Here is a 19,053-nt window from a genome sequence, read left to right as displayed (position 1 = left end):
AGGGCGCTTTGTAGTAGAGTTATTGTCTCTCACAACGACAACTCAAAAACTACAAACCACCCATGCCAGACATCCTATCATTGTTACAATGCCTGCTACCGCAGATCAACGCGACGACGATGCGCCGAATGAACCAGATAATCCTGGCGATGTTAGCGATGAGCGGGAGAGTCACAATGTTGGGAATGTCTCGTTGGGCAGGGACTGGTGGTAGTTATCGGACAATATTAAGATTCTTTCAGACAGTAATACCTTGGGCAACGTTGTTTTGGGTATTTTTTCGTAAGCATTTGTTCCGTGCAAATGAGGTGTATTTGCTGGCAGGAGATGAAGTTGTAATCAGTAAATCAGGGAAACAAACTTATGGGCTGGATAGATTTTTTTCTAGCCTCGCCAGCAAACCTATATTAGGGCTATCTTTTTTTACATTATCATTAGTAAGTGTGAAGCGAAGACACTCATTTCCGATTAAAATAGAACAGGTAATCAAGAGCGATGTAGAAAAAAGTAGTGTATCGCCAACAACAGAAATCAAACCCAAAGAAATATGTGGACGTGGACGACCAAAAGGTAGTAAAAATAAAAACAAAACAGAAGTAATTCTCACATCTGAATTACTAAGAATTAAGAAGATGATTAATGAGTTGTTCAAGTTAATAGCTAACTTTATCCCCCTAACTTACTTAGTCTTAGACGGTCATTTTGGAAACAATAATGCCTTGCAAATGGTTCGGCAAGTTAACTTGCACATAATTTCCAAGTTGCGCCATGATTCCTCATTGTATATACCCTATCAACATCCTGACTCCAATAGTCGCTCTCGTCGTAAATACGGTGATAAGATTGACTACTGTAACATACCTGATAAATATTTATGTAAAAGTACCATTGAAGACGATATCAAAACTGATATTTATCAAGCTACTTTACTCCACAAGGAATTTGCCCAAGCACTGAATATAGTTATTTTGGTCAAAACCAATCTTAAAACTAATGCTCATAGTCATGTAATCCTATTTTCTAGTGACCTAAAGTTGTCATACGAAAAGATAATTGATTACTATAAACTGCACTTTCAAATCGAGTTTAACTTTCGTGATGCGAAGCAGTTTTGGGGATTGGAAGATTTTATGAATTTAAGTCAAACTGCTGTAACTAATGCTGTTAATCTAGCATTCTTTATGGTCAACTTATCCCATCATCTTCTATCTGATTTCCGTCTCCTTAATCCTGACTCCGGCATTATTGATCTTAAAGCTCACCCAGAGTGGTTTTCGATATGTCCGTGAAATGTTAAAAATGCTTCCCGAAATCCCTGAGCCTATTTTATTAAACCAGATTTTTGCCAAGCTTACTTCTTTAGGACGCATTCATCCCGTTTCTACGGGTGTTGAACCCTCGTAATTTGGCAGAGGTATTGTTATTTGTATGGCCCTATATGCGTTGAGGAAAGTATGCGAGGTCAAGGTATTGCTGCGGCAATGTTTGCTAAGTTGAAGAATTTATTACCTCAACGCCAAGGAATACTATTTATCAAAGGTCACAATGAACCATCTCTTCAAGCTCATCGAAAAATGGGGATGTGCCAAATGGCAGAGTTCAGCTATGAAGGTACAAGGTTTTTGGTGTTTGCCTATGAAGGCTGAGTCGGACGTAGGCAAAACCCACCGTAGGTATCGCAGAGAGAGCCAAGGCTAGACCTTGGCGCATGGAGAAATTCAAGATGGGGAATTTGTTGAAAAAACCAGGCTTAGATTTTCTCATGGAGTGCTGGAATGATGACCCTGCGAGTGCAGATTGTGATTAGGGGGATGGTGCGGAAGTGTTCACAGTGGGGTTATGTGGTTGCGGGCCATCCGATTACGAGTCAGATGAAATTGGTTCTCGCCTGTTAACTTTCCTCAATATGTGGGTTATGCCTCGCAAGTTAGGCAGAGTGACTGGTTCTAGTGCTGGCTTTATCTTGCCTAGTCTGGAAAATGATGACAACACAGGCAACCCTGAAAAAAGAAACTTACGCGCTCCTGATGTGTCTTTTGTTCGCGCTGAACGACTAAAAAAAACTCAGCGTGACTTTGTGGAGTTAGTACCTGATCTCACTGTTGAGGTCAAATCTAAAAGTGACCGCATCAAACCATTACAAGAAAAAATCCTAGCGTGGCAAAACTTACTAGAGAGGAGCAGAGATCCTGTAATCTTGAGCTTGTAACGAAATAATGGTACAAAAACTTGGTAAGAAAAAGTTTAAAACCAGAAGCAACATCGTTTGAAGTACTCGATTGTGTTCAAAAAAAATGCCCTTCGTGTGGTCAAGCAATGTGGAATGAATACAATAATCCTCGACATATAAGAACGCTAAATGGGGTAGTAGAACTACAGCTAAAAATTCGGCGATGTCAAAATAAGTCATGTATGCGGTATAAAAAAGCATATCGACCAGAGCAAGAAGGGTCACTCGCTCTACCACAGAACGAATTTGGTTTGGATGTGATTGCTTATATAGGAGCATTACGCTACCAGGAACATAGAAGTGTTCCTCAAATACATACTCACCTTGAATTAAAAGGTATATGTATAAGTCAACGAACGGTCACACACTTAATTGACAGATATGACGAGTTACTTTCTTTATGGCTAAAAGACCATAAAAGATTAAAAGCAATAGTGGCTAATCAAGGACGGGTGATATTAGCCATTGATGGGATGCAGCCAGAAATTGGACATGAGGTATTATGGGTAATTCGAGATTGTCTATCAGGAGAAATTTTACTTGCTAAAACTTTATTATCATCAAGGAATGAAGATTTAGTAGCGTTATTATTAGAAGTGGCTAATACACTGGATGTACCAATTGATGGAGTTGTTAGTGATGGACAACAATCAATTCGTAAAGCTGTTGGGTTAGCATTACCTAAAATTGCTCATGGTTTATGTCATTACCATTACCTGAAAGAAGCAATTAAACCCATATATGAGGCGGATAGAAATGCAAAAAAGGAATTGAAAAAAAAAGTTAGAGGATTACGAGAAATTGAACGTAGTGTTACCAATGAAGATAAGGATTTGGTGACTATTATTGAAGATTATTGCTCGGCAGTCCGTAGTTCTATAACCAATGATGGACATCCACCGTTAGAGGCATCTGGATTAAAGTTACAAGAAAATTTGACTTTGATAGAACAAAGCTTAGAAAGGATGGAAAAAAGAAGTGCTTTACCACCACCTTTAGTTAACCTAAAACACCTTCTAGCTAAGGGATTATCTGCTACTGCATCTTTATTTTCACCTGTGAGGGTTGCATATCAGTGGGTTGATAAAGCTAGTAATATTCTCAACAATAAAATAGGTCTTGATGCTGCTGGGGTCAAACAAAGTTATCAGCAACTGTTGACAGAAATGTCTCAACAAAAGCAGAAAGCTGGTACCCTGAACACTGCAATCGATAACTTTATAAAAACCACCCACAGCTACTGGTCTGGACTTTTTCATTGTTATGAAATTGAAGATTTTCCTAGAACTAATAATGACTTAGAACACGCTTTTGGTATGCTACGTTATCATCAACGTCGTTGTACCGGTCGTAAGGTTGCCCCCTCATCTCTCGTTATTCGTGGTTCTGTCAAACTTGCCTGTGCGATCGCTACTAAGCTTCATTCTTTTACCGCATCTGATTTAGCACAAGTTGATATTCATACTTGGCTCGAATTACGCTCTCAATTGCAAAAACACCACAAAGCCAGAATTGAACAGTATCGATTTCGCAGAGACCCCAAGGCTTACTTGGCTAATCTAGAGAGTCGTCTTCTCTAGTAAGTTTTGCCACGCTAGATTTTTATTGGGTTTAACCTTGTTGGCACACAGTACAATTCCACTATGACGCTCAAAGAATTTTTCTGGTTGAGTCGTCACCGAGTCAAATATTTGTCTGTATGTTGCACTTTTCTTGTTCGGTTCTCGGATATTTGGTTCTAAGGGTAGGTCGGCGGGAAATGTGTCTACATGGGCGGTAGCGATGATGCAGTGGGGGTTTGCATTAAAAAACTGGTCTATTTTCAAAGCCCAATTTTTTGGCATAGTCTTCTTGTGTGAGGAGTGCAGTGCATATTAATGAAGCATACAGAATTTAGCATCAATTGACACTAGTAAAAGCTTTGAGCTTTTATTGATGGGGTTGTAAGAGCCTTTGCCATAGTCTGTTGTGCTTTGCTGGTCATTTGTAGTCCGCACAGCCAGCGATATTAATTTTTTGGAACCAACAATAATTGTTAACTTTTTTGCGGTTATTCAGCCAAAATTTTCGGTCTGAGTTATTTACTTGAAGTTCATAAAGCATCAGTGCGAGACATAGATTCAATCAACTCCTCAACTTCTTCTTCGTCCAGACATTGTTTCACCTGGTTGCTGAACCACTTAGATTCTTCCAGTTCTGTGTCATTGACCTGGTAAACCAGTAATGTTCCGGCAACACGGGCAAGAGTAAGAGGTGAAGGGGAAAGGTGGCTTAGTAGATCACACGCATCCTGGTATATTTCCATGACTGATGATTCGTCCAAGGGAGATCCCAACTGAGCCGAAAGCTGTTTTAGGTTTTCCTGAATAGATGAATGGAAGTCTGGATCTTCAGCATGGGAAATAGGGGAACTCATAATTGTCGTTAAAATGTCATTGGATTGAGACTCTAAGAAATTTGTTGAGGTAAGTTACTCTTTTTGGTTAATTCATAGATTGAAAAAAGCCACTCTGTTGATAATCCCTCGTGCATAGAAATGTGACAGGCTAAAGAACTAGCCCAGCAGCCAATACCTGTGATGCCGTTAAATCCAGCATTGGAAATGTTGTAGACCTAATCATGTCCGTCTCCTGAAACACTGACTCTTCATATAGTCCATCAACCAAAGTCAATAAAGTAATTCGAGATTTTTCAGGGTCAACAATCCAGTATTCAGGAATCCCCCTAGCAGCATATTCAGAACGCTTATAACGGTAGTCTCTATCTTCATTTACCTTTCCTGGCGAGACAACCTCAACTACCATTGCGGGGGAAGGCATATCTGGAGTGATAGTTGCTCGTCTCCCCGCGATCGCCTCAAATAATTCTTGTGTCAATATCATCAAATCAGGGAGCCGCACACGAGTTCGATTGCCAATGACTACCAGTTCTGTATCTTTATGGCGGATGAGTTGAATGGGGATAAACTTGAGAAACTGCGATAGGAGATAAAGAGAAATTAAATTATTCCTATCGCTTTCTGGTGGCATTTCAACCAATTCTCCATCCACAAGTTCGTACTTAGTATCTGTGCCATCATCATAGGACAGGTACTCATCAAGGGTAAATTTTCTGACTGCTGTGGTCATAACCCCTTTTTTATACTTTCAAATGTAAATTCTAGCAAATTTTAGCTTTTGAACGGCTGTATCCCTTAATTGGCCTTCACCTCAACAAACGGCTCAATACACGCCGGATGGGGAAGCTATGGGATTGCAGGAGATGATGTGGCGGTATCCGGTGGGTGGTGAACAAGGTTACATAAGCTCGTAGATTTATTGTGGGGATACACCCCAAATCTTAACACTGCCATCTTGTCCAGTACTAGCAAGTGTTTTGCCATCAGGATTGAAAGCCACAGACCAAACTTGTTCTTTGTGTGCTGTAAAAGTGTTGATTTCTTTACCAGTAGTAGCATTCCACAATTTGACAGTGCCATCAGAGCTACCACTAGCCAGTAATGTTCCATCTGGGCTAAAGGCAACAGTTCTGACTTGACCTTGATGACCAGTTAAAGTGTGAATAAGTTTACCATCATTAATATTCCACAGTTTAATTGCATTATCCCGAATGCCAGTAGCTAGGGTGTTTCCATCTGGGCTGATAGCGACAGCATTAATTGATGATTTCGCATCGAAACTGCCTGTTCGTTTACTAGTTTTCAGATTCCACGACTGGAGCATAGAACCAGAACCACTTGTAGCAAATAATGTTTGACCATCCAGGCTAAAAGTGGCTGGTTGAGTTTTGAAGTTCTCAAATCCTTTTTGATAAGCGTCAGGGTCATCCTTTATGCGGATGATTTCTCCAGTACGCCAATTCCACAGCCTGATGATAGATCCGAGATCAAGATTACTAACCAAAGTTTGTCCATCTGGACTAAAAACTACACCAAGCACTGGTTCTGAGTGTTGGAGTGTACGGATGAGTTTCCCTGTTTGAACATCCCACAAATTCAGGCTGCCGTCCTGAGAACCACTAGCGAGAATCTGACCATCTGGGCTAAAGCTGACAGTAAAAGCTTGTCCTGATAAAGTACGCAATAGTTTACCCGTGTTAGGATTCCAAAGCTTAATGCTTTTAGCACCAGCACTAGCAAGAATTGTTCCCACAGAGCTTGGAGAATACGCAACCGAATAACCTGAATCAGACCGTGCTGATAAAGTACGGACTAATTGGCTATCTTTTGGCGACTGAGCAATTAAATCCTGAGTGTTGGGAGTCTGTGTAGTGCAACCGCAAACAGCAATAGTGATTACTGTTGGGGCTATTAGGTAATTCCACAAAATACGGTTGAGAGTCATAGCCGGGGAATCCCTTAAGCTTACTATCTGACTCGACTCATTAAACTACGCGCTGTTCCATTAGCAACCTCAGTTATTAATTAGTCGCATATTCCAGCACTCGTTCCCATTCCCAACGCCATGCAGTCTCTAAAGTAATTTCTTTGCCGTTGGTGAATTTGATAAATTCTGTGCCGTCATCATAAAACACATCTGCAACAAGTTGATTACGTAAATCGTACCCCCATAATTTAGCTGCGGCATTCCACCACCTTTGTCCAGGTGATTCTAAGCTTGGTAGTTCGAGGTAGTCATCAGACCATGCCATCGGCTTCCATTGTTCCTGTAAAGCACGAATCAAAATTGCGTTTGGGTAAACTTGTTTTTCATTCTTTTGTAACCACAAAGCATAGTCGATTGTGCTTCTAAACGCATCTTCTAGCCCACAAGTGCAACCTTCTAGGGCTTCACTAACTTGCTCAAGAGAAAAGTTTACGCCAAGAGTAACTAATGCCCGTTCATATTTATTGAAAATTTCGTATTCAACTGAATCCCGTTCCCAGAACCAAAAACTTGACATACCTGCTAAAAAAAATAGTTGGCAGTTTCAATTGATTCGATTGTAGCAAGTACGGGGTTTGGTACAGTATGAGATGCGATCACCGTAGTCAACGCAAGAGTATTTGAATTGGCCTGATGAATGAGGTAAGCTCTTGTAATTACTAAGCCATTAACCTACTTCATCAGTTATAAAACACTGTTATGGTTCAGGGTGTATATCCAGACAATTGGAAACAACTAGCCACAGCTTTGAAAGCGGCTTCTGACTGGCGTTGTGCTAAGTGCGGTAGAGTCTGCTTACGTCCAGGGGAAAAACCCGATAATTTAACTTTTTCTGAGCGTAAAGCCCACACATTGCAAGTCCATCATTGGAATAGAGATCCGTCTGACAATCGCTTAGAAAACTTAGTTTGTCTGTGTAGTGGCTGTCACCTGTCATACCACCGTTTTGGCAGAGGTAATGTTTCTCCGGGGCAGTTGTCACTGTTTGCAGAGCAGAAAGTTAGCTAGAACTTAACTTTATTTTGCGGTAATACAAAAACAATTAATAGAGACGATGAGCGAATATCAGTATTACGAATTTCAAGCATTAGACCATCCATTAACGACATCAGAGCAAACGTATATTAGTAGTCTCTCTAGCCGTGTGCAGCTAACATCAAGAAGTGCAATTTTCACTTACAGTTATGGTGACTTTAGAGGTGAACCCAAGGAGCTTTTAGAAAAGTGCTTTGACGTTATGTTATGTATGGCAAATTGGGGGACTAGACAATTAGTATTTCGGCTGCCAAAATCGGTGATTGACTCATCAGTTTTCGCTCCTTACTGTTTACCTGAGCAAATTACAGTATCTACAACCTCAAGCTATGTAATTTTAGATATTAATATTGATGATGAAGAATATCGGACTTGGATAGAAGGTGAAGGTTGCTTAAGTAAGTTTTTACAGATTCGAGACGACATTTTGCAGGGAGATTTAAGAGCTTTATATCTTGCTTGGTTAAAAGCTACTTCCATGTCCATCACTGAGGAAGAAGAAGATTTGCTGGAACCACCTGTTCCGGCAAATTTAAAAAAACTCCCAGTCTATCTAGAGAATTTTATAGAATTTTTTGATATCGATCAGGATCTTATAACATCTGCAACTGAGCTAAGTGTTTCTCAAAAATCTGAAGTTGAACCAATAGAAGAATGGATTCAAGCTTTATCATCTTCAGAAAAAAATGAATTTCTCCTCAAAATAGTCAAGGATGAACCTAATGTTAAGCTGAAGCTGATAAAAAGATTAAGGGAAATATTTAAGTCTGCAAAAAATTCTAGTTATGATAATATTTCTAGACGCTCTGTAACTGAATTATTAAAAGGTGCTAAAGAGCAAAATGAACACCGTACTAAGCAGGAATTGCTAATAGCACAACAAGAGAAAGTACGTAAGTTAGAATCACTGGCTTTAAAAGAAGATAAGGTATGGTTGGAGGTATATAGATTAATAGAACTGAAGCAATCTAAACCCTACGAGCAAGCCGTTGCATATCTCATTGATTTACGAGATTTGGCGGAATATCAAGGGTCATTAGAGGAGTTTAAAGCTAGTATTCAACAAATACAGAAGGACTACAGCACTCGTTCAGGGTTACTCTCCCGGCTCAAGAAAGCTGGATTAACTCAAATTTGATTCAACAGTCAAGTTGTCTAAAGAAAAGCAAACCAGAGAAATTTAGGACTTGTTAGGACAGGGTTTAATTTTGTGGGTCTATTCTCGTTAATTGTACCAAGATAGCCCCAAGCTGGTTTAAGGCAGCATTAGTAGTTCGCTGGTGTTCTTCAAAATTCTGTTGGTGCTGTTCGTGACTATCACGCAGTTCTAGTAACACATCATTCAGTATGGCATCCCTAGCCAATACAGAGTTGACGTTACTGGTTAGGTCGTTGACGTTATCGCTAAGGTTGTCCAGCTTTGTTGTCAGTTGGGCGATCGCCTGAGTATTTAGTTGTTGTTGAGATGCTACCCTATCTAAAATTGCCTCAATCCGGTCTAGTCGGTTGCTGGGTGTATCAGTCATAGCAGTTTTAATAAGGAGCGAATCACAATCATAAAAATTGCAGATACCTTACAGTATAGGCTTTCTAGCTTCTGCATAGGTATCAATTTGGAAATAGAGCAATAATTATCGTCAATTCACCAGCTTCAATTCTTCGCGCTTAGTGCTTGATCCAACCATCTTAAGCAACTGCTGATTAAGATAACTTTGCGCCGAAACGTAAAGATTATCCCAAATCACTGGATTACGGCAGATTTTACTCCCAACTGTATTGAGAGCCAATTTTTCTGACACCAAATACTTGCGGTAATAGTTATTCCACAGATGTTGCAGAAAATCTTCAGCAAAGTCATCAAAAGGTATTATCCAATTGTACTGTTCATCCAAAAACACTCGATAGGCAGCAACAATGGGCATAGCAATATCAGCCGGCGCACTAAAGCCGAACGAATATCTGCTATCGGGCAACAGCGTATTCTTGCGGGAGTCGATTGAGGCGAGGTCAACTACCCCCTTTCTTTTAGGCTTGGTGATATGCCCCTCGATTACCTGAAATAGTCGTTGCTCAATCCATAACCCCTTGGACAGTAACGGTAACAGTTTCGACAGGCGTTGTCTTTCCGCCTCACTCAATGATGGCGTATTGCTGACAGGCGGGTGCTTGGTTCTGCTTTTAGAGTCCGGGTTGTACTTATTTCTATCCAAGCAGTTCATTAATTTGATGAGATGGTTGACATTGCACTGTGGACTTTTAGGCGCACCGCTTTGGTTTTGGTAATATGCAATTCTGAACTTTGTCTTTTGCTCACGTTCCAATTGCGCTAAAAACTGCTTGAGGAATTTATAGTCACCTCTGGCGTTGACTTTAGAACGGGCATCTACTGGGGCAGATGTGTTTGATGCTAGGGCAATGTCTTTCGCCTCATCCTCAGTTAATCCAATATGAATTGTGACTTTGACTCTAGCTTCGGTTAGGTCATATTTATAATTTCTTGCTTGCTCAAACGCTAAAACCGTATGCCCACCATTAATGATACCGTCGCTACCACCCTCAGAAGCCTCAAGTATCTCTAATTCTAGTTGTGTCTTTTTACTGTTGGGCTTGACTTTGTTGGCACACAGTACAATCCCACTATGTCGCTCGAAGAACTTTTCGGGTTCGGTAGTCAGAGAGTCAAAAATCTGTCTGTATGTCGAACTTTTCTTGTTTGGTTCCCGAATATTCGGTTCTAGGGGTAGGTCGGCGGGAAAGCTGTCAACGTGAACGGTAGCGATGATGCAGTGTGGGTTTGCATTGAAAAACTGGTCTACTTTCAAAGCCAAATTTTTTGGCATAGTCTTCTTGTGGGAGGTCGCAAGTCATATATATTATTGAAGCATACGCGCATTTAGCTTCAAAAGTCCCAAGCTTTGATGCACTCAGCAGAATTTTGAAAAAACAAAGCAACGGGCTTTAACCACATCGCTTTGCTCTTATTACCCAAAAATCCCAATCACCGCCGCCGTGGGCCCTCCCGTTGGCACAAACACGCGCTTACGCCAGTAGATAATCTCCGTAAAGCACCCCACAGCAACCAATTGATCGTAACCGTAATTAACCCTGACAACGTTGGCACACCCGAAGTGTTGGTGGATCTTGCAGCCGGGAATCTGAGCTATGGTGAAGCGATCGCTCTAGGGGATCTTTTTCGCATTCTTGACTGTATCTTTCCTGATCACAAGCTACTTGTATTAAAGAGATTGACGTACCTGCAATGTTAGGTAAGGGAGCTTGATAAATTTCAACAATAGGTTTAATGTGCAGATTAATATACAAATTGCACTACACATTAACGGCTGTAAATTCATCTTGTAAAATAGCAAACCACATTTCATCTACCCAATTATTTTTAAACCACAAACTCTTAATAAAACGACCTTCAAGGCGCATACCAACTCGTTCTAATAGTTTAATGGATGCTAGATTTTCAGGGTCGCAGTTAGCGCGCACTCGATGTAAATTTAGATGGTTAAATAAATAATTTAATAAAAAAATCACAGCTTCCGTGCCATAGCCGTTACCTTGGTATTTACGCGCTAAGGTAAAGCCAATTTCTCCTTGTTTTCCATCCTCAGCTAAGATACAGAAAGCACAGTCACCAATGATTTGTCTTGTTGATTTGAGTTCAATGGCTAATTGATACCACTCACCTAAAATACTGGAGGTTAAATGCTGCAAAGATTCTATAAAAGCTTCTGCTTGTGCTTCTGAATAGGGTGTATCCCAACTTTGATATTTTGCTGTTCCTGGATCTGAGCGATAAGCGGCGAATGCTACCTTGTCACTGTTTTGAAACTCACGCAGTAACAAACGTGGTGTTTCAAGTTGGAGATTAATTGACATAAACTTTGGTAAAAACTCAATCTTCTGACTGTAGCAGAAAAATACTTGATGGTGATTAGAATCTCTCTACCCCAGTATCCTTTTCTTCGGTTGACCAAAACTATTGTCAATCCCAATATTCAAACACGCTTGTATCTTGTTTTTTCAGTTAAAAATACTACAACAGAATTAATTCACTAAATCTTTTTAGTACGCTTAAAACTTGCTGAATTTCATTTGGTTTTTCTATTGATAAAGCATCAGAACGAGTATATTTTGGATTTTGTGCCTGAACTAATTTGACAAAAACAAACTCTCTACCATTGACAAGCAAACCAAAAGTTGGTCGTTCAGCATTGGGAGTGTCGAGTATGTAAGCCAGTGCTTGAGGTAGTGCAGATATCACATCAAATTTGGTGTTTTTAGATTCAATAACAAGTATCCAAAGTCTTTTATTTACAACTAAAACATCAATACTACCTTTAACGATAACGCTTTCATCTACAGCAGAAATTTCAGTAGAAGTTTCTGTTTCAATCTCGAAATTAGGTTGATAAAAACCAGCTAAATCAAGTAATGGAGACAACACAACCATCTTCACTACTTCTTCAGACATGGGGCGGCGTTTAGTTAAATTTGAATAATTGCTTTTTACTCTTTCTAAAGATGATTTTTCAATATCTGTTAGTAAAGGTAAATTTTCTCGCCATTCTGGGAAAAAATTAATATCGGTAACTAACTCTAATCCAAAAGTTTCCTCTAGTTCGTAAAGACTGATATCCCGCGCTTGGATGTGGGTGCTTGCGCTATTGCCACAAGAGTCAGCTTCTCCGCAATAGTAACGTTCAAACTTCATAAAACTCAGACTTAGACTTTCTTATGGAGTGCTGGAAAGATGATCCCGCGAGTGCAGATTGTGATCAAGAGATTGGTGAGGAAACTTGATAACACTAATTTATCTTAATACAGATGAGTTTCTCCTTTAACAAAGTCAATATACTCCCGCAGAGAAGCATTGTTATCAACCTCAATAACAACAAACTCTGGTAACTCATAGGGATGAAGTTCACAAATACGTTGTTTTAAACGCTCTATTCCTTGAGTTGAAACCTTCATCATTAATGTCACTTCTGCCTCTGAACAAACTTCTCCTTTCCAAGAATATATACTGTGGACTGGATACAGGTTAACACAGGCTACAATATGCTCTTCTACAAGCAAACGAGCAATCCGTTCTCCGTGTTCTGGCGGTAAATTTGTTAATGCAATTTTCATCGTACTTTTCCTCCTGGGACTGAATTAAAAGTTTAAAGAAGAATTGCGAGACTCCGTTTTCTCAGCGATTACAAAGCATCAGTGCGAGAGATAGATTCGATCAACTCCTCAACTTCTTCGTCGTCTAGGCATTGTTTCACCTGGCTGCTGAACCACTTAGATTCTTCTGGTTCTGTATCATTGACTCGGTAAACCAGTAATGTTCCAGCAACGCGGGCGAGAGTAAGAGGTGATGGGGAAAGGTGGCTTAGTAGATCGCACGCATCCTGGTATATTTCCATGACTGATGATTCGTCCAAGGGAGATCCCAACTGAGCCGAAAGCTGTTTTAGGTTCTCCTGAATAGATAAATGCAAATCTGGATCTTCGGGATGGGAAAAAGGGTTACTCATGACTGTCGTTCAAATACCATTGCATTGGGGCTAGAAGCAATTTTTTGAGGTAAGTTACACTTTTGGGTTAACTCGTATACATCGAATATGTGTGACGGTTCATCTGGCTGTAGGCTTTTGTGTTGTTTACATTCTTCCAAGTCTTAGGAAACATAAACGTTAATTTCAAAACCTTGTTGTGTTGCTTTGTATCTAAGTTTTGTTGCCTATTTTAAATATTTTATACTGGAAATTGTCTGCTCCGAATTAGATTCTATATTTTTGGAGATAGTATTGATGGATTACACATCCCCCAGTAAATATATTCTGTTAACTACAGAACGGGAAATGAACGAAGCAGGTGCAAATATTTTTGGATGCAACCTCAAAGAGGCAAAATCTAAAAAACACGCTACTCAATATTTGCAGAAAATGGCTAAATACCGCCAGAAAATTCACCAAAACAACAAAAATTGGATTGACATTTATATTAAATCTAGGGGGAAATATAAATTCGTTGTTACTGCTGATTGCGTTGAAGGATTTAGCGAAAACAAGTATAGATTCAGCCCCGCAAGCGTTAAGAAAATTCAAGAATATTTATCAGGAAAAGTGTATAAAACTGAGTGCTGCTTCGATGAAGACCGAGGAAATGCGGTAATATATGCTCGATTAACAAGTTGGGAAGATGCTAGAGACTTTGCTAATTATTTGGCAAAGCTAGACTTAGATTGCTATGTTGATGAGCGAAGCAGATACAGTGCATAGATATTAAGTACGGTTTGTTCATGCTGATAGATTGGTGCTTGAGAATATAGCACCACTGATGTTGATTCAAGAACGATGGAACATAGCCTCAAGATAAACTTGCCCAACATGGCGATCTCCATCACCGTTTTGCAGCAGAAACAGTGAGACAGCCGCAGCCAGTAAACGTTTCTCATCCCAATCTGGGTGTTGCTGTAAGTAATCCTGCATACAATCGTGCAAGGAGGCAGGGATTTGAGTGAAAATGCTAACTGTTGCGTTCATAGGATGCGGACTGGAGACAAGAGAATTAACCTGACAACTAGCTTTAACCTTTGCTATATCGTTGAGTAGCTACTAAACAATCTGTAATACGTTTAAATACTCTTATACAGATATTTGTAGAAGTCTTAACGACAAGAAGGACTAGTCGAATTATTGTGCAACTCCAGGGGGTAGGGTTGTCAATGTTGCGAAATGTCAAGCATAAGTACAAAAAGAATTAAGTATTACGGCAGCATCAGGGTTGAAGATACATTTCTGTTACGTTACTTAATAAAAACTCAGTAATTAACAAGACTTAAAGCCTAGAAGATAAAATCCCCAGCGACACGGCAAAAGCCTGTAGCCTTGTTGACTGTCTGTGGAAAATAGCCGAGGTAGCTGTGGAAAAGCTGTGGAAGGGATGCGGAAAAATTGAGCTAGTAATAAGAATTATCAAAAGTCGCAACTGCACACCAGAATCTTAGAAAAAACAAAGCGACGGGTAGTTCACCCACATCGCTTTGCTTTCATTACCCAAGAATCCCAATCACCGCCGCCAGAACAGCAGCAGCTTTGTCGCCAGTGGGAATGAATATCCGCTTGCGCCACTGAATTACTTCACTGAAACAACCCACAGCCACAAGTCTGTCAGCTAGGGAAAGAGCCTCAACCAATTCCAAGCGAGGTTCCCCAGCAATGGAAGACCGCCGCAGCGTGACTCCTCCGGGCAACTGCTGAGAATAGCCTTCGTTGAGTACCAATGAAACAAGTTCTGCTGGAGAAAGCAGCTTGTTCTTCAGCCCAAGCTGTTCAGTAACGGTCTGGATGTCTGAGGCATGAACAACCCGCCCCAGAATTTTCTGTCCATCACTTGTTTGCAGGCGAAACACCCGGCTGTTCTTCTGTGGCAGAATTTTCCAAATGGGTAGCAATATGCCTGTAACCAAATGCAAGTAATCAGTAGTGAATCTGGGTAATTCATCAACTTCTCTCGACCACGCCGTAACAAACTCCTCAGCCGAAACCTGCTGCCAAGTGGATGATTCCAATTGTTCGACTGGTACACGAGTTTCTTTCTGTGGACGGACGAGTAAAACCCGTGGCACAACACCACCATCACAGTCGAATATACTGTGCGTAGGAATGGATACAGCCGCGTTACTGGATTTCTGATTTACCATGAGTTGTCCTTGGTACTTAGCAGCAAACTCAAGCATCTCGACAGCAGTTCTGATGTTATTTCGTTGAACTTGCTCGACCTTCAGGTAGTTAGTTACACTCCCGGTATCTGGGTGCGTGTAAACAGATTCGCAGCTTTCGATAGTAAACCTTTCAGCACGGAGCGTTTCTACTCCAGCTTCAAAGATACCGTTTGCGATCGCCGTCTCAATTTGTTGACTCAAGAGCAACTCAAAACGCTCGAAAATCACGTTCTGCATCCTGATAGTCAAAGCCAGCAGTCGATTAAGGAACTGTCGCAAGGGTGGGAGGTCGATCTTCATCCCGCCTTCATGAGAAGTCAGGCTGAGTCCAGTCATTTGCTCAAAAGTCCCTAGTGGAACCTCATAGAATCGACCTTGGAATATCTGCTTAAAGAGTTCGTACAAGGCATACTCCGCGTACTGGGATTCAAGATTATCCTTAGTGTCGAAGATTCCATTACCTCCAGTCTGCCGTTGCCCCCGTGTCAGTGCGCCCAAGCTGTCCAACCGTCGAGCGATAGTCGAGATGAAGCGGCGTTCACCTCTAACGTTAGTGGTCACTGGACGGAATACTGGTGCAGATGCTTGGTTAGTCCGGTGAGAGCGCCCAAGTCCTTGAATGGCATTATCTGCCCTCCAACCAGCTTCGAGCAAATAGTGCGATCGCCGCCGACGATTCACAGCATTGAGATCCGCATGATAACTTCTGCCAGTACCACCAGCATCAGAGAAGATGAGGATTTGCTTATCTCCCGTCATAAAAGCGTTTGTTTCCGCAATATTCGTACCAGCGCCCCGTGAATCGACAAACAAACGCCCGGAATCATCCTTGAGAACTCGTTTGCTACGTCCAGTCACTTCAGCCACTTGCTTGTGACCGAAATGCCACAGCAGTTGTTCTAAAGCTCCTGGTATTGGGTCAAGGCTTGCTAACTTATCGACTAAGGCATCTCTCAAAGCCACAGCTTCAGCCGAAACAATCGGAGAACCATCGGCATCAAAGGCTGGTTCGGAACGTTCCTCTCCTTCAGCTGATGAGTGAATCTCATGCAGATGTACGGGAAAGGCACTTAACAAGTAGTCCATGACGTATTCCCGTGGAGTCAGGTCAAGGTTTAAGTCCTTCCACTCCTCTGCCGGAACCTCATTGAGTCGTCGCTTAAGCAATTCTTCATTAGTCGATACGATTTGAATAACAACAGCATTACCCGCAGCTAAATCATTCTCAATTGCTTTGATTAGCATGGGACACTTCATTCCGGTCAGCAAATGGTTAAAGAACCTTTGCTTATGCGATTCAAACTGAGACATGGCAGACATCTTAGCTGCACGATTGTATGTTTTCGCACCAGTGATATTGCAGGCTTCTAATGCTTTGTGAAGGTTGTTATGGATGATTTGAAAGGCATCGGCGTAATTGTCATAGATACGTTCTTGGGTAGGAGTAAGTTCGATTTCTAACATCTCATATTCCACACCGTCGAAGGAAAGCGATCGCGCTAAATACAGACCCAACGCCTTTAAATCTCGTGCCACCACTTCCATTGCAGCAATACCGCCGACTTCAATGGACTCCACAAAATCCTCACGCGAGGTAAAGGGGAAATCACCCGTTTGCCAGAGTCCGAGGCGATTAGCATAGGAGAGGTTAGAGACTTTAGTGGCTCCGGTGGCAGAGACATAGACAACTCTGGCTCTGGGTAGAGCATTTTGTAACCGAAGCCCGACAATTCCCTGCTGTGATGCGCTCACCAAACCGAGTGTACCTTCCTGTGCCATTGCGTTACCCATGCTGTGGCACTCGTCAAAGGAGATCGCACCCTCAAAGTCCTTGCCTGCCCACTCAACAATTTGCTTAAGCCGACTTTTACCGTTCTTTTGGGAACGTAGCGTGGAATATGTGCAGAACAAGATGCCTTCTGTGAAAGGGATTGGATCGCCAAGTTTAATGTTACTTAGGTCAATTATGTCCTTTTCACTACCGCCCAAAGCACACCAATCTCTACGGGCATCTTCAATCAGTGCAGAGCTTTTGGATACCCAGATAGCTTTGCGTCGTCCCTGACACCAATTGTCGAGGATGATTCCCGCGCACTGTCTACCCTTACCCGCACCAGTCCCATCACCAAGGAACCAGCCACGGCGAAATCTAACAGCATTTTCCGAGCTAGTTGCCGAGACAGTCACATTATCCCAAGAATCATCAACAGTATAAGACCCTGATAGATATTCGGAGTGAGCTTGACCTGCGTAAATAACGCTTTCAAGCTGTGCTTCTGACAACAAACCTTGAGTGATGATGTGCTGAGGCAAATGGGGTTTGTATGTGGGAGCCGGGGGAGATACAAGGGCTAAGGCTGCACTTTCGCAAAGTAGCGACGGATGTGGTTTTGCGTCCTTGATTCGGATTCTTTGTGGGCGATAGGTTTCATAGAGAGTATCTTTCAATTGGTCATTTGCTGCCCAATCAACAATCTCATAATCTAGCTCAACGATATTAAGAAATTCGCATAATGCTTGAGTAACTGGTGCTGATTGAGAATTAGGCTTAACAGGACTTAAAGGAATTGCTTTTGATACGGCTGTTTGAGCAGTTGAAGTAATTCGTTCCCACAGTGGTCGTGGTGGCAGTCGTTCAATCAGCGTTGCAAGTTCGTCCAGTTCAACGGTATCCGCAATGCAAGGGATGTCTTGTGGGTCAGATGCCGGAACTTTGTCGATGACCGTCAATCTAGTGTCAATCTGCGTCCCATGCTTGCTGTACACCTTGCCGTTGATACCAACCGAAAGAACTACCGTTGCCTTCTCCTGCATTTTGATAAAGGTGTCTCGCCAAGTAGGATTGTTTGGAGAAAACCAGTTGGCGGAAATTGTCACTAAGCGTCCGCGATCGCATAGTCTTTGCAACGCCGAGTTGATATGTCGTGGGGTAGCATCTGGATTGCGGCTGTTGATTTTGGGTGATGCTGAAAACGGTGGATTCATCAGCACAACAGATGGCTGAGTCTTTCCAGCCAGATAGTCATTTATCTGTTCGGCATTGACGGAGAATAGCGGAACGCCACCGAACAGCCGCCGGAGGATTTTGCTTCTGTCGTTTGAGAGTTCGTTGAGCATCAAACTCGCACCCTGGAGTTTAGCAAACTGAGCCAGAATCCCATTTCCGGCTGATGGTTCCAGCATCAGGTCATTGCCCTGTATTTGTCCGGCAAGGGAAACCAGATATGCCAAAGACAACGGGGTAGAAAACTGCTGAAGCTGCAATTGTTCTTCGCTGCGACGGGTGTGCGTGGGGCAAAGTGATTCAATTAGTTGCAGTTCTTTCAGGGGATAAGGAGGTAGCCCCTTATGCCGCAAGTACAATATTGCTGCCACTTCCACAGCCTCGTAAGCGTCCTTCCACTGCCAAGCGCCCTCTGCTGCCGTGCCGTGGAAGTGACGATTCATCTGGGCTTGAATCGTTTTGGTGGTTAGTGGTCGGTGTTCAATGAGTGATTTGCTCAACTCAAGAGCAACGTTGAGGATTGATTGCCCATAATCCAAAACTGTTTGCAGATCAAAGAGAGTCCCTTGTGTAGCGATGAGACTGACCATATATATATAGATATAATTTTCACTTTCGCTTTGGCGTAGCCGTTTGTTAATACTTTTGTGCCTCAAGTTGAGCATTGACTTGT

General features: G+C 41.8%; 18 protein-coding genes and 3 pseudogenes. 8 read left to right on the top strand and 13 right to left on the bottom strand.

Annotated elements, in window-relative coordinates; genetic code table 11:
- The first annotated feature begins 62 nt into the window (after window positions 1-62).
- The 4 genes and pseudogenes from ACN222_RS27370 (at window position 63) to ACN222_RS27355 (ending at window position 3,810) form a co-directional block, all read left to right on the top strand.
- Window positions 63-1,404 (top strand): annotated as a pseudogene (locus ACN222_RS27370) (transposase).
- 50 nt (window positions 1,405-1,454) lie between these two features.
- Window positions 1,455-1,646: an N-acetyltransferase gene (locus ACN222_RS27365; RefSeq protein ID WP_010999671.1), complete on the top strand. Its 192-nt coding sequence runs from the start codon at window positions 1,455-1,457 to the stop codon at window positions 1,644-1,646.
- A 176-nt stretch (window positions 1,647-1,822) separates the two neighbouring features.
- Window positions 1,823-2,152 (top strand): annotated as a pseudogene (locus ACN222_RS27360) (Uma2 family endonuclease); the annotation flags it as partial.
- A 164-nt stretch (window positions 2,153-2,316) separates the two neighbouring features.
- Entirely contained in the window at window positions 2,317-3,810 is a 1,494-nt protein-coding gene (locus ACN222_RS27355) for an ISNCY family transposase (protein WP_231865596.1), read from the top strand.
- An 18-nt stretch (window positions 3,811-3,828) separates the two neighbouring features.
- Here the strand turns inward: ACN222_RS27355 and ACN222_RS27350 are convergent.
- From ACN222_RS27350 to ACN222_RS27330, 5 genes and pseudogenes are all read right to left on the bottom strand, one after another.
- Window positions 3,829-4,074, bottom strand: a pseudogene (locus ACN222_RS27350) (AIPR family protein); the annotation flags it as partial.
- 248 nt (window positions 4,075-4,322) lie between these two features.
- On the bottom strand, window positions 4,323-4,646 hold the full coding sequence (locus ACN222_RS27345) for a hypothetical protein (protein WP_010999663.1): 324 nt from the start codon (window positions 4,644-4,646) through the stop codon (window positions 4,323-4,325).
- Window positions 4,647-4,776: 130 nt separating this feature from the next.
- A complete protein-coding gene (locus ACN222_RS27340; RefSeq protein WP_010999662.1) occupies window positions 4,777-5,358 on the bottom strand; it encodes a Uma2 family endonuclease in 582 nt (193 codons plus the stop codon).
- A 186-nt stretch (window positions 5,359-5,544) separates the two neighbouring features.
- Window positions 5,545-6,573: a WD40 repeat domain-containing protein gene (locus tag ACN222_RS27335; RefSeq protein ID WP_010999661.1), complete on the bottom strand. Its 1,029-nt coding sequence runs from the start codon at window positions 6,571-6,573 to the stop codon at window positions 5,545-5,547.
- Window positions 6,574-6,649: 76 nt separating this feature from the next.
- Window positions 6,650-7,132: a hypothetical protein gene (locus tag ACN222_RS27330; protein WP_010999660.1), complete on the bottom strand. Its 483-nt coding sequence runs from the start codon at window positions 7,130-7,132 to the stop codon at window positions 6,650-6,652.
- A 182-nt stretch (window positions 7,133-7,314) separates the two neighbouring features.
- Between ACN222_RS27330 and ACN222_RS27325 the strand changes: the two genes are divergently transcribed.
- Both ACN222_RS27325 and ACN222_RS27320 read left to right on the top strand, forming a co-directional pair.
- Window positions 7,315-7,623, top strand: a complete 309-nt coding sequence (locus ACN222_RS27325) for an HNH endonuclease (protein WP_010999659.1) — start codon at window positions 7,315-7,317, stop codon at window positions 7,621-7,623.
- Window positions 7,624-7,669: 46 nt separating this feature from the next.
- Window positions 7,670-8,788, top strand: coding sequence for a hypothetical protein (locus tag ACN222_RS27320; RefSeq protein WP_096637294.1), 1,119 nt, complete (start codon window positions 7,670-7,672; stop codon window positions 8,786-8,788).
- Window positions 8,789-8,852: 64 nt separating this feature from the next.
- On the opposite strand, the gene ACN222_RS27315 is transcribed toward ACN222_RS27320, so the two are convergent.
- Entirely contained in the window at window positions 8,853-9,176 is a 324-nt protein-coding gene (locus ACN222_RS27315) for a hypothetical protein (RefSeq protein ID WP_010999657.1), read from the bottom strand.
- Between the two features lie 111 nt (window positions 9,177-9,287).
- Complete coding sequence (locus ACN222_RS27310) at window positions 9,288-10,490, bottom strand: AIPR family protein (RefSeq protein WP_096637295.1); 1,203 nt, start codon at window positions 10,488-10,490, stop codon at window positions 9,288-9,290.
- A gap of 132 nt (window positions 10,491-10,622) precedes the next feature.
- Here ACN222_RS27310 and ACN222_RS27305 point away from each other — a divergent pair, with 132 nt between their 5' ends.
- Window positions 10,623-10,916 carry a hypothetical protein gene (locus tag ACN222_RS27305; RefSeq protein ID WP_126987711.1) on the top strand — a complete coding sequence of 98 codons (294 nt, stop codon included), beginning with the start codon at window positions 10,623-10,625 and terminating at the stop codon, window positions 10,914-10,916.
- 61 nt (window positions 10,917-10,977) lie between these two features.
- Here the strand turns inward: ACN222_RS27305 and ACN222_RS27300 are convergent, their stop codons facing one another.
- From ACN222_RS27300 to ACN222_RS27285, 4 genes are all read right to left on the bottom strand, one after another.
- Window positions 10,978-11,538 (bottom strand): GNAT family N-acetyltransferase, encoded by a 561-nt coding sequence (locus tag ACN222_RS27300; protein ID WP_010999655.1) that lies wholly within the window; start codon window positions 11,536-11,538, stop codon window positions 10,978-10,980.
- Between the two features lie 157 nt (window positions 11,539-11,695).
- Complete coding sequence (locus ACN222_RS27295; RefSeq protein ID WP_010999654.1) at window positions 11,696-12,373, bottom strand: type I restriction endonuclease; 678 nt, start codon at window positions 12,371-12,373, stop codon at window positions 11,696-11,698.
- A gap of 104 nt (window positions 12,374-12,477) precedes the next feature.
- Window positions 12,478-12,792, bottom strand: a complete 315-nt coding sequence (gene cutA, locus ACN222_RS27290; protein WP_010999653.1) for a divalent-cation tolerance protein CutA — start codon at window positions 12,790-12,792, stop codon at window positions 12,478-12,480.
- Between the two features lie 68 nt (window positions 12,793-12,860).
- On the bottom strand, window positions 12,861-13,184 hold the full coding sequence (locus ACN222_RS27285; RefSeq protein WP_010999652.1) for a hypothetical protein: 324 nt from the start codon (window positions 13,182-13,184) through the stop codon (window positions 12,861-12,863).
- 276 nt (window positions 13,185-13,460) lie between these two features.
- Here ACN222_RS27285 and ACN222_RS27280 point away from each other — a divergent pair, with 276 nt between their 5' ends.
- Window positions 13,461-13,931: a hypothetical protein gene (locus ACN222_RS27280; RefSeq protein ID WP_010999651.1), complete on the top strand. Its 471-nt coding sequence runs from the start codon at window positions 13,461-13,463 to the stop codon at window positions 13,929-13,931.
- A 66-nt stretch (window positions 13,932-13,997) separates the two neighbouring features.
- Here ACN222_RS27280 and ACN222_RS27275 read toward each other — a convergent pair whose 3' ends face one another.
- Window positions 13,998-14,195 carry a DUF2811 domain-containing protein gene (locus ACN222_RS27275; protein WP_044523598.1) on the bottom strand — a complete coding sequence of 66 codons (198 nt, stop codon included), beginning with the start codon at window positions 14,193-14,195 and terminating at the stop codon, window positions 13,998-14,000.
- A gap of 509 nt (window positions 14,196-14,704) precedes the next feature.
- A complete protein-coding gene (locus ACN222_RS27270; protein ID WP_231865595.1) occupies window positions 14,705-19,045 on the bottom strand; it encodes a strawberry notch-like NTP hydrolase domain-containing protein in 4,341 nt (1,446 codons plus the stop codon).
- Between the last annotated feature and the right edge of the window lie 8 nt (window positions 19,046-19,053).

Origin of the sequence: Anabaena sp. FACHB-595 (assembly GCF_048568275.1) — a bacterium.
Taxonomy (GTDB): domain Bacteria; phylum Cyanobacteriota; class Cyanobacteriia; order Cyanobacteriales; family Nostocaceae; genus Trichormus.
Note: the sequence above shows the minus strand (reverse complement) of the source record. Positions and strands in the feature narration are given on the sequence as shown.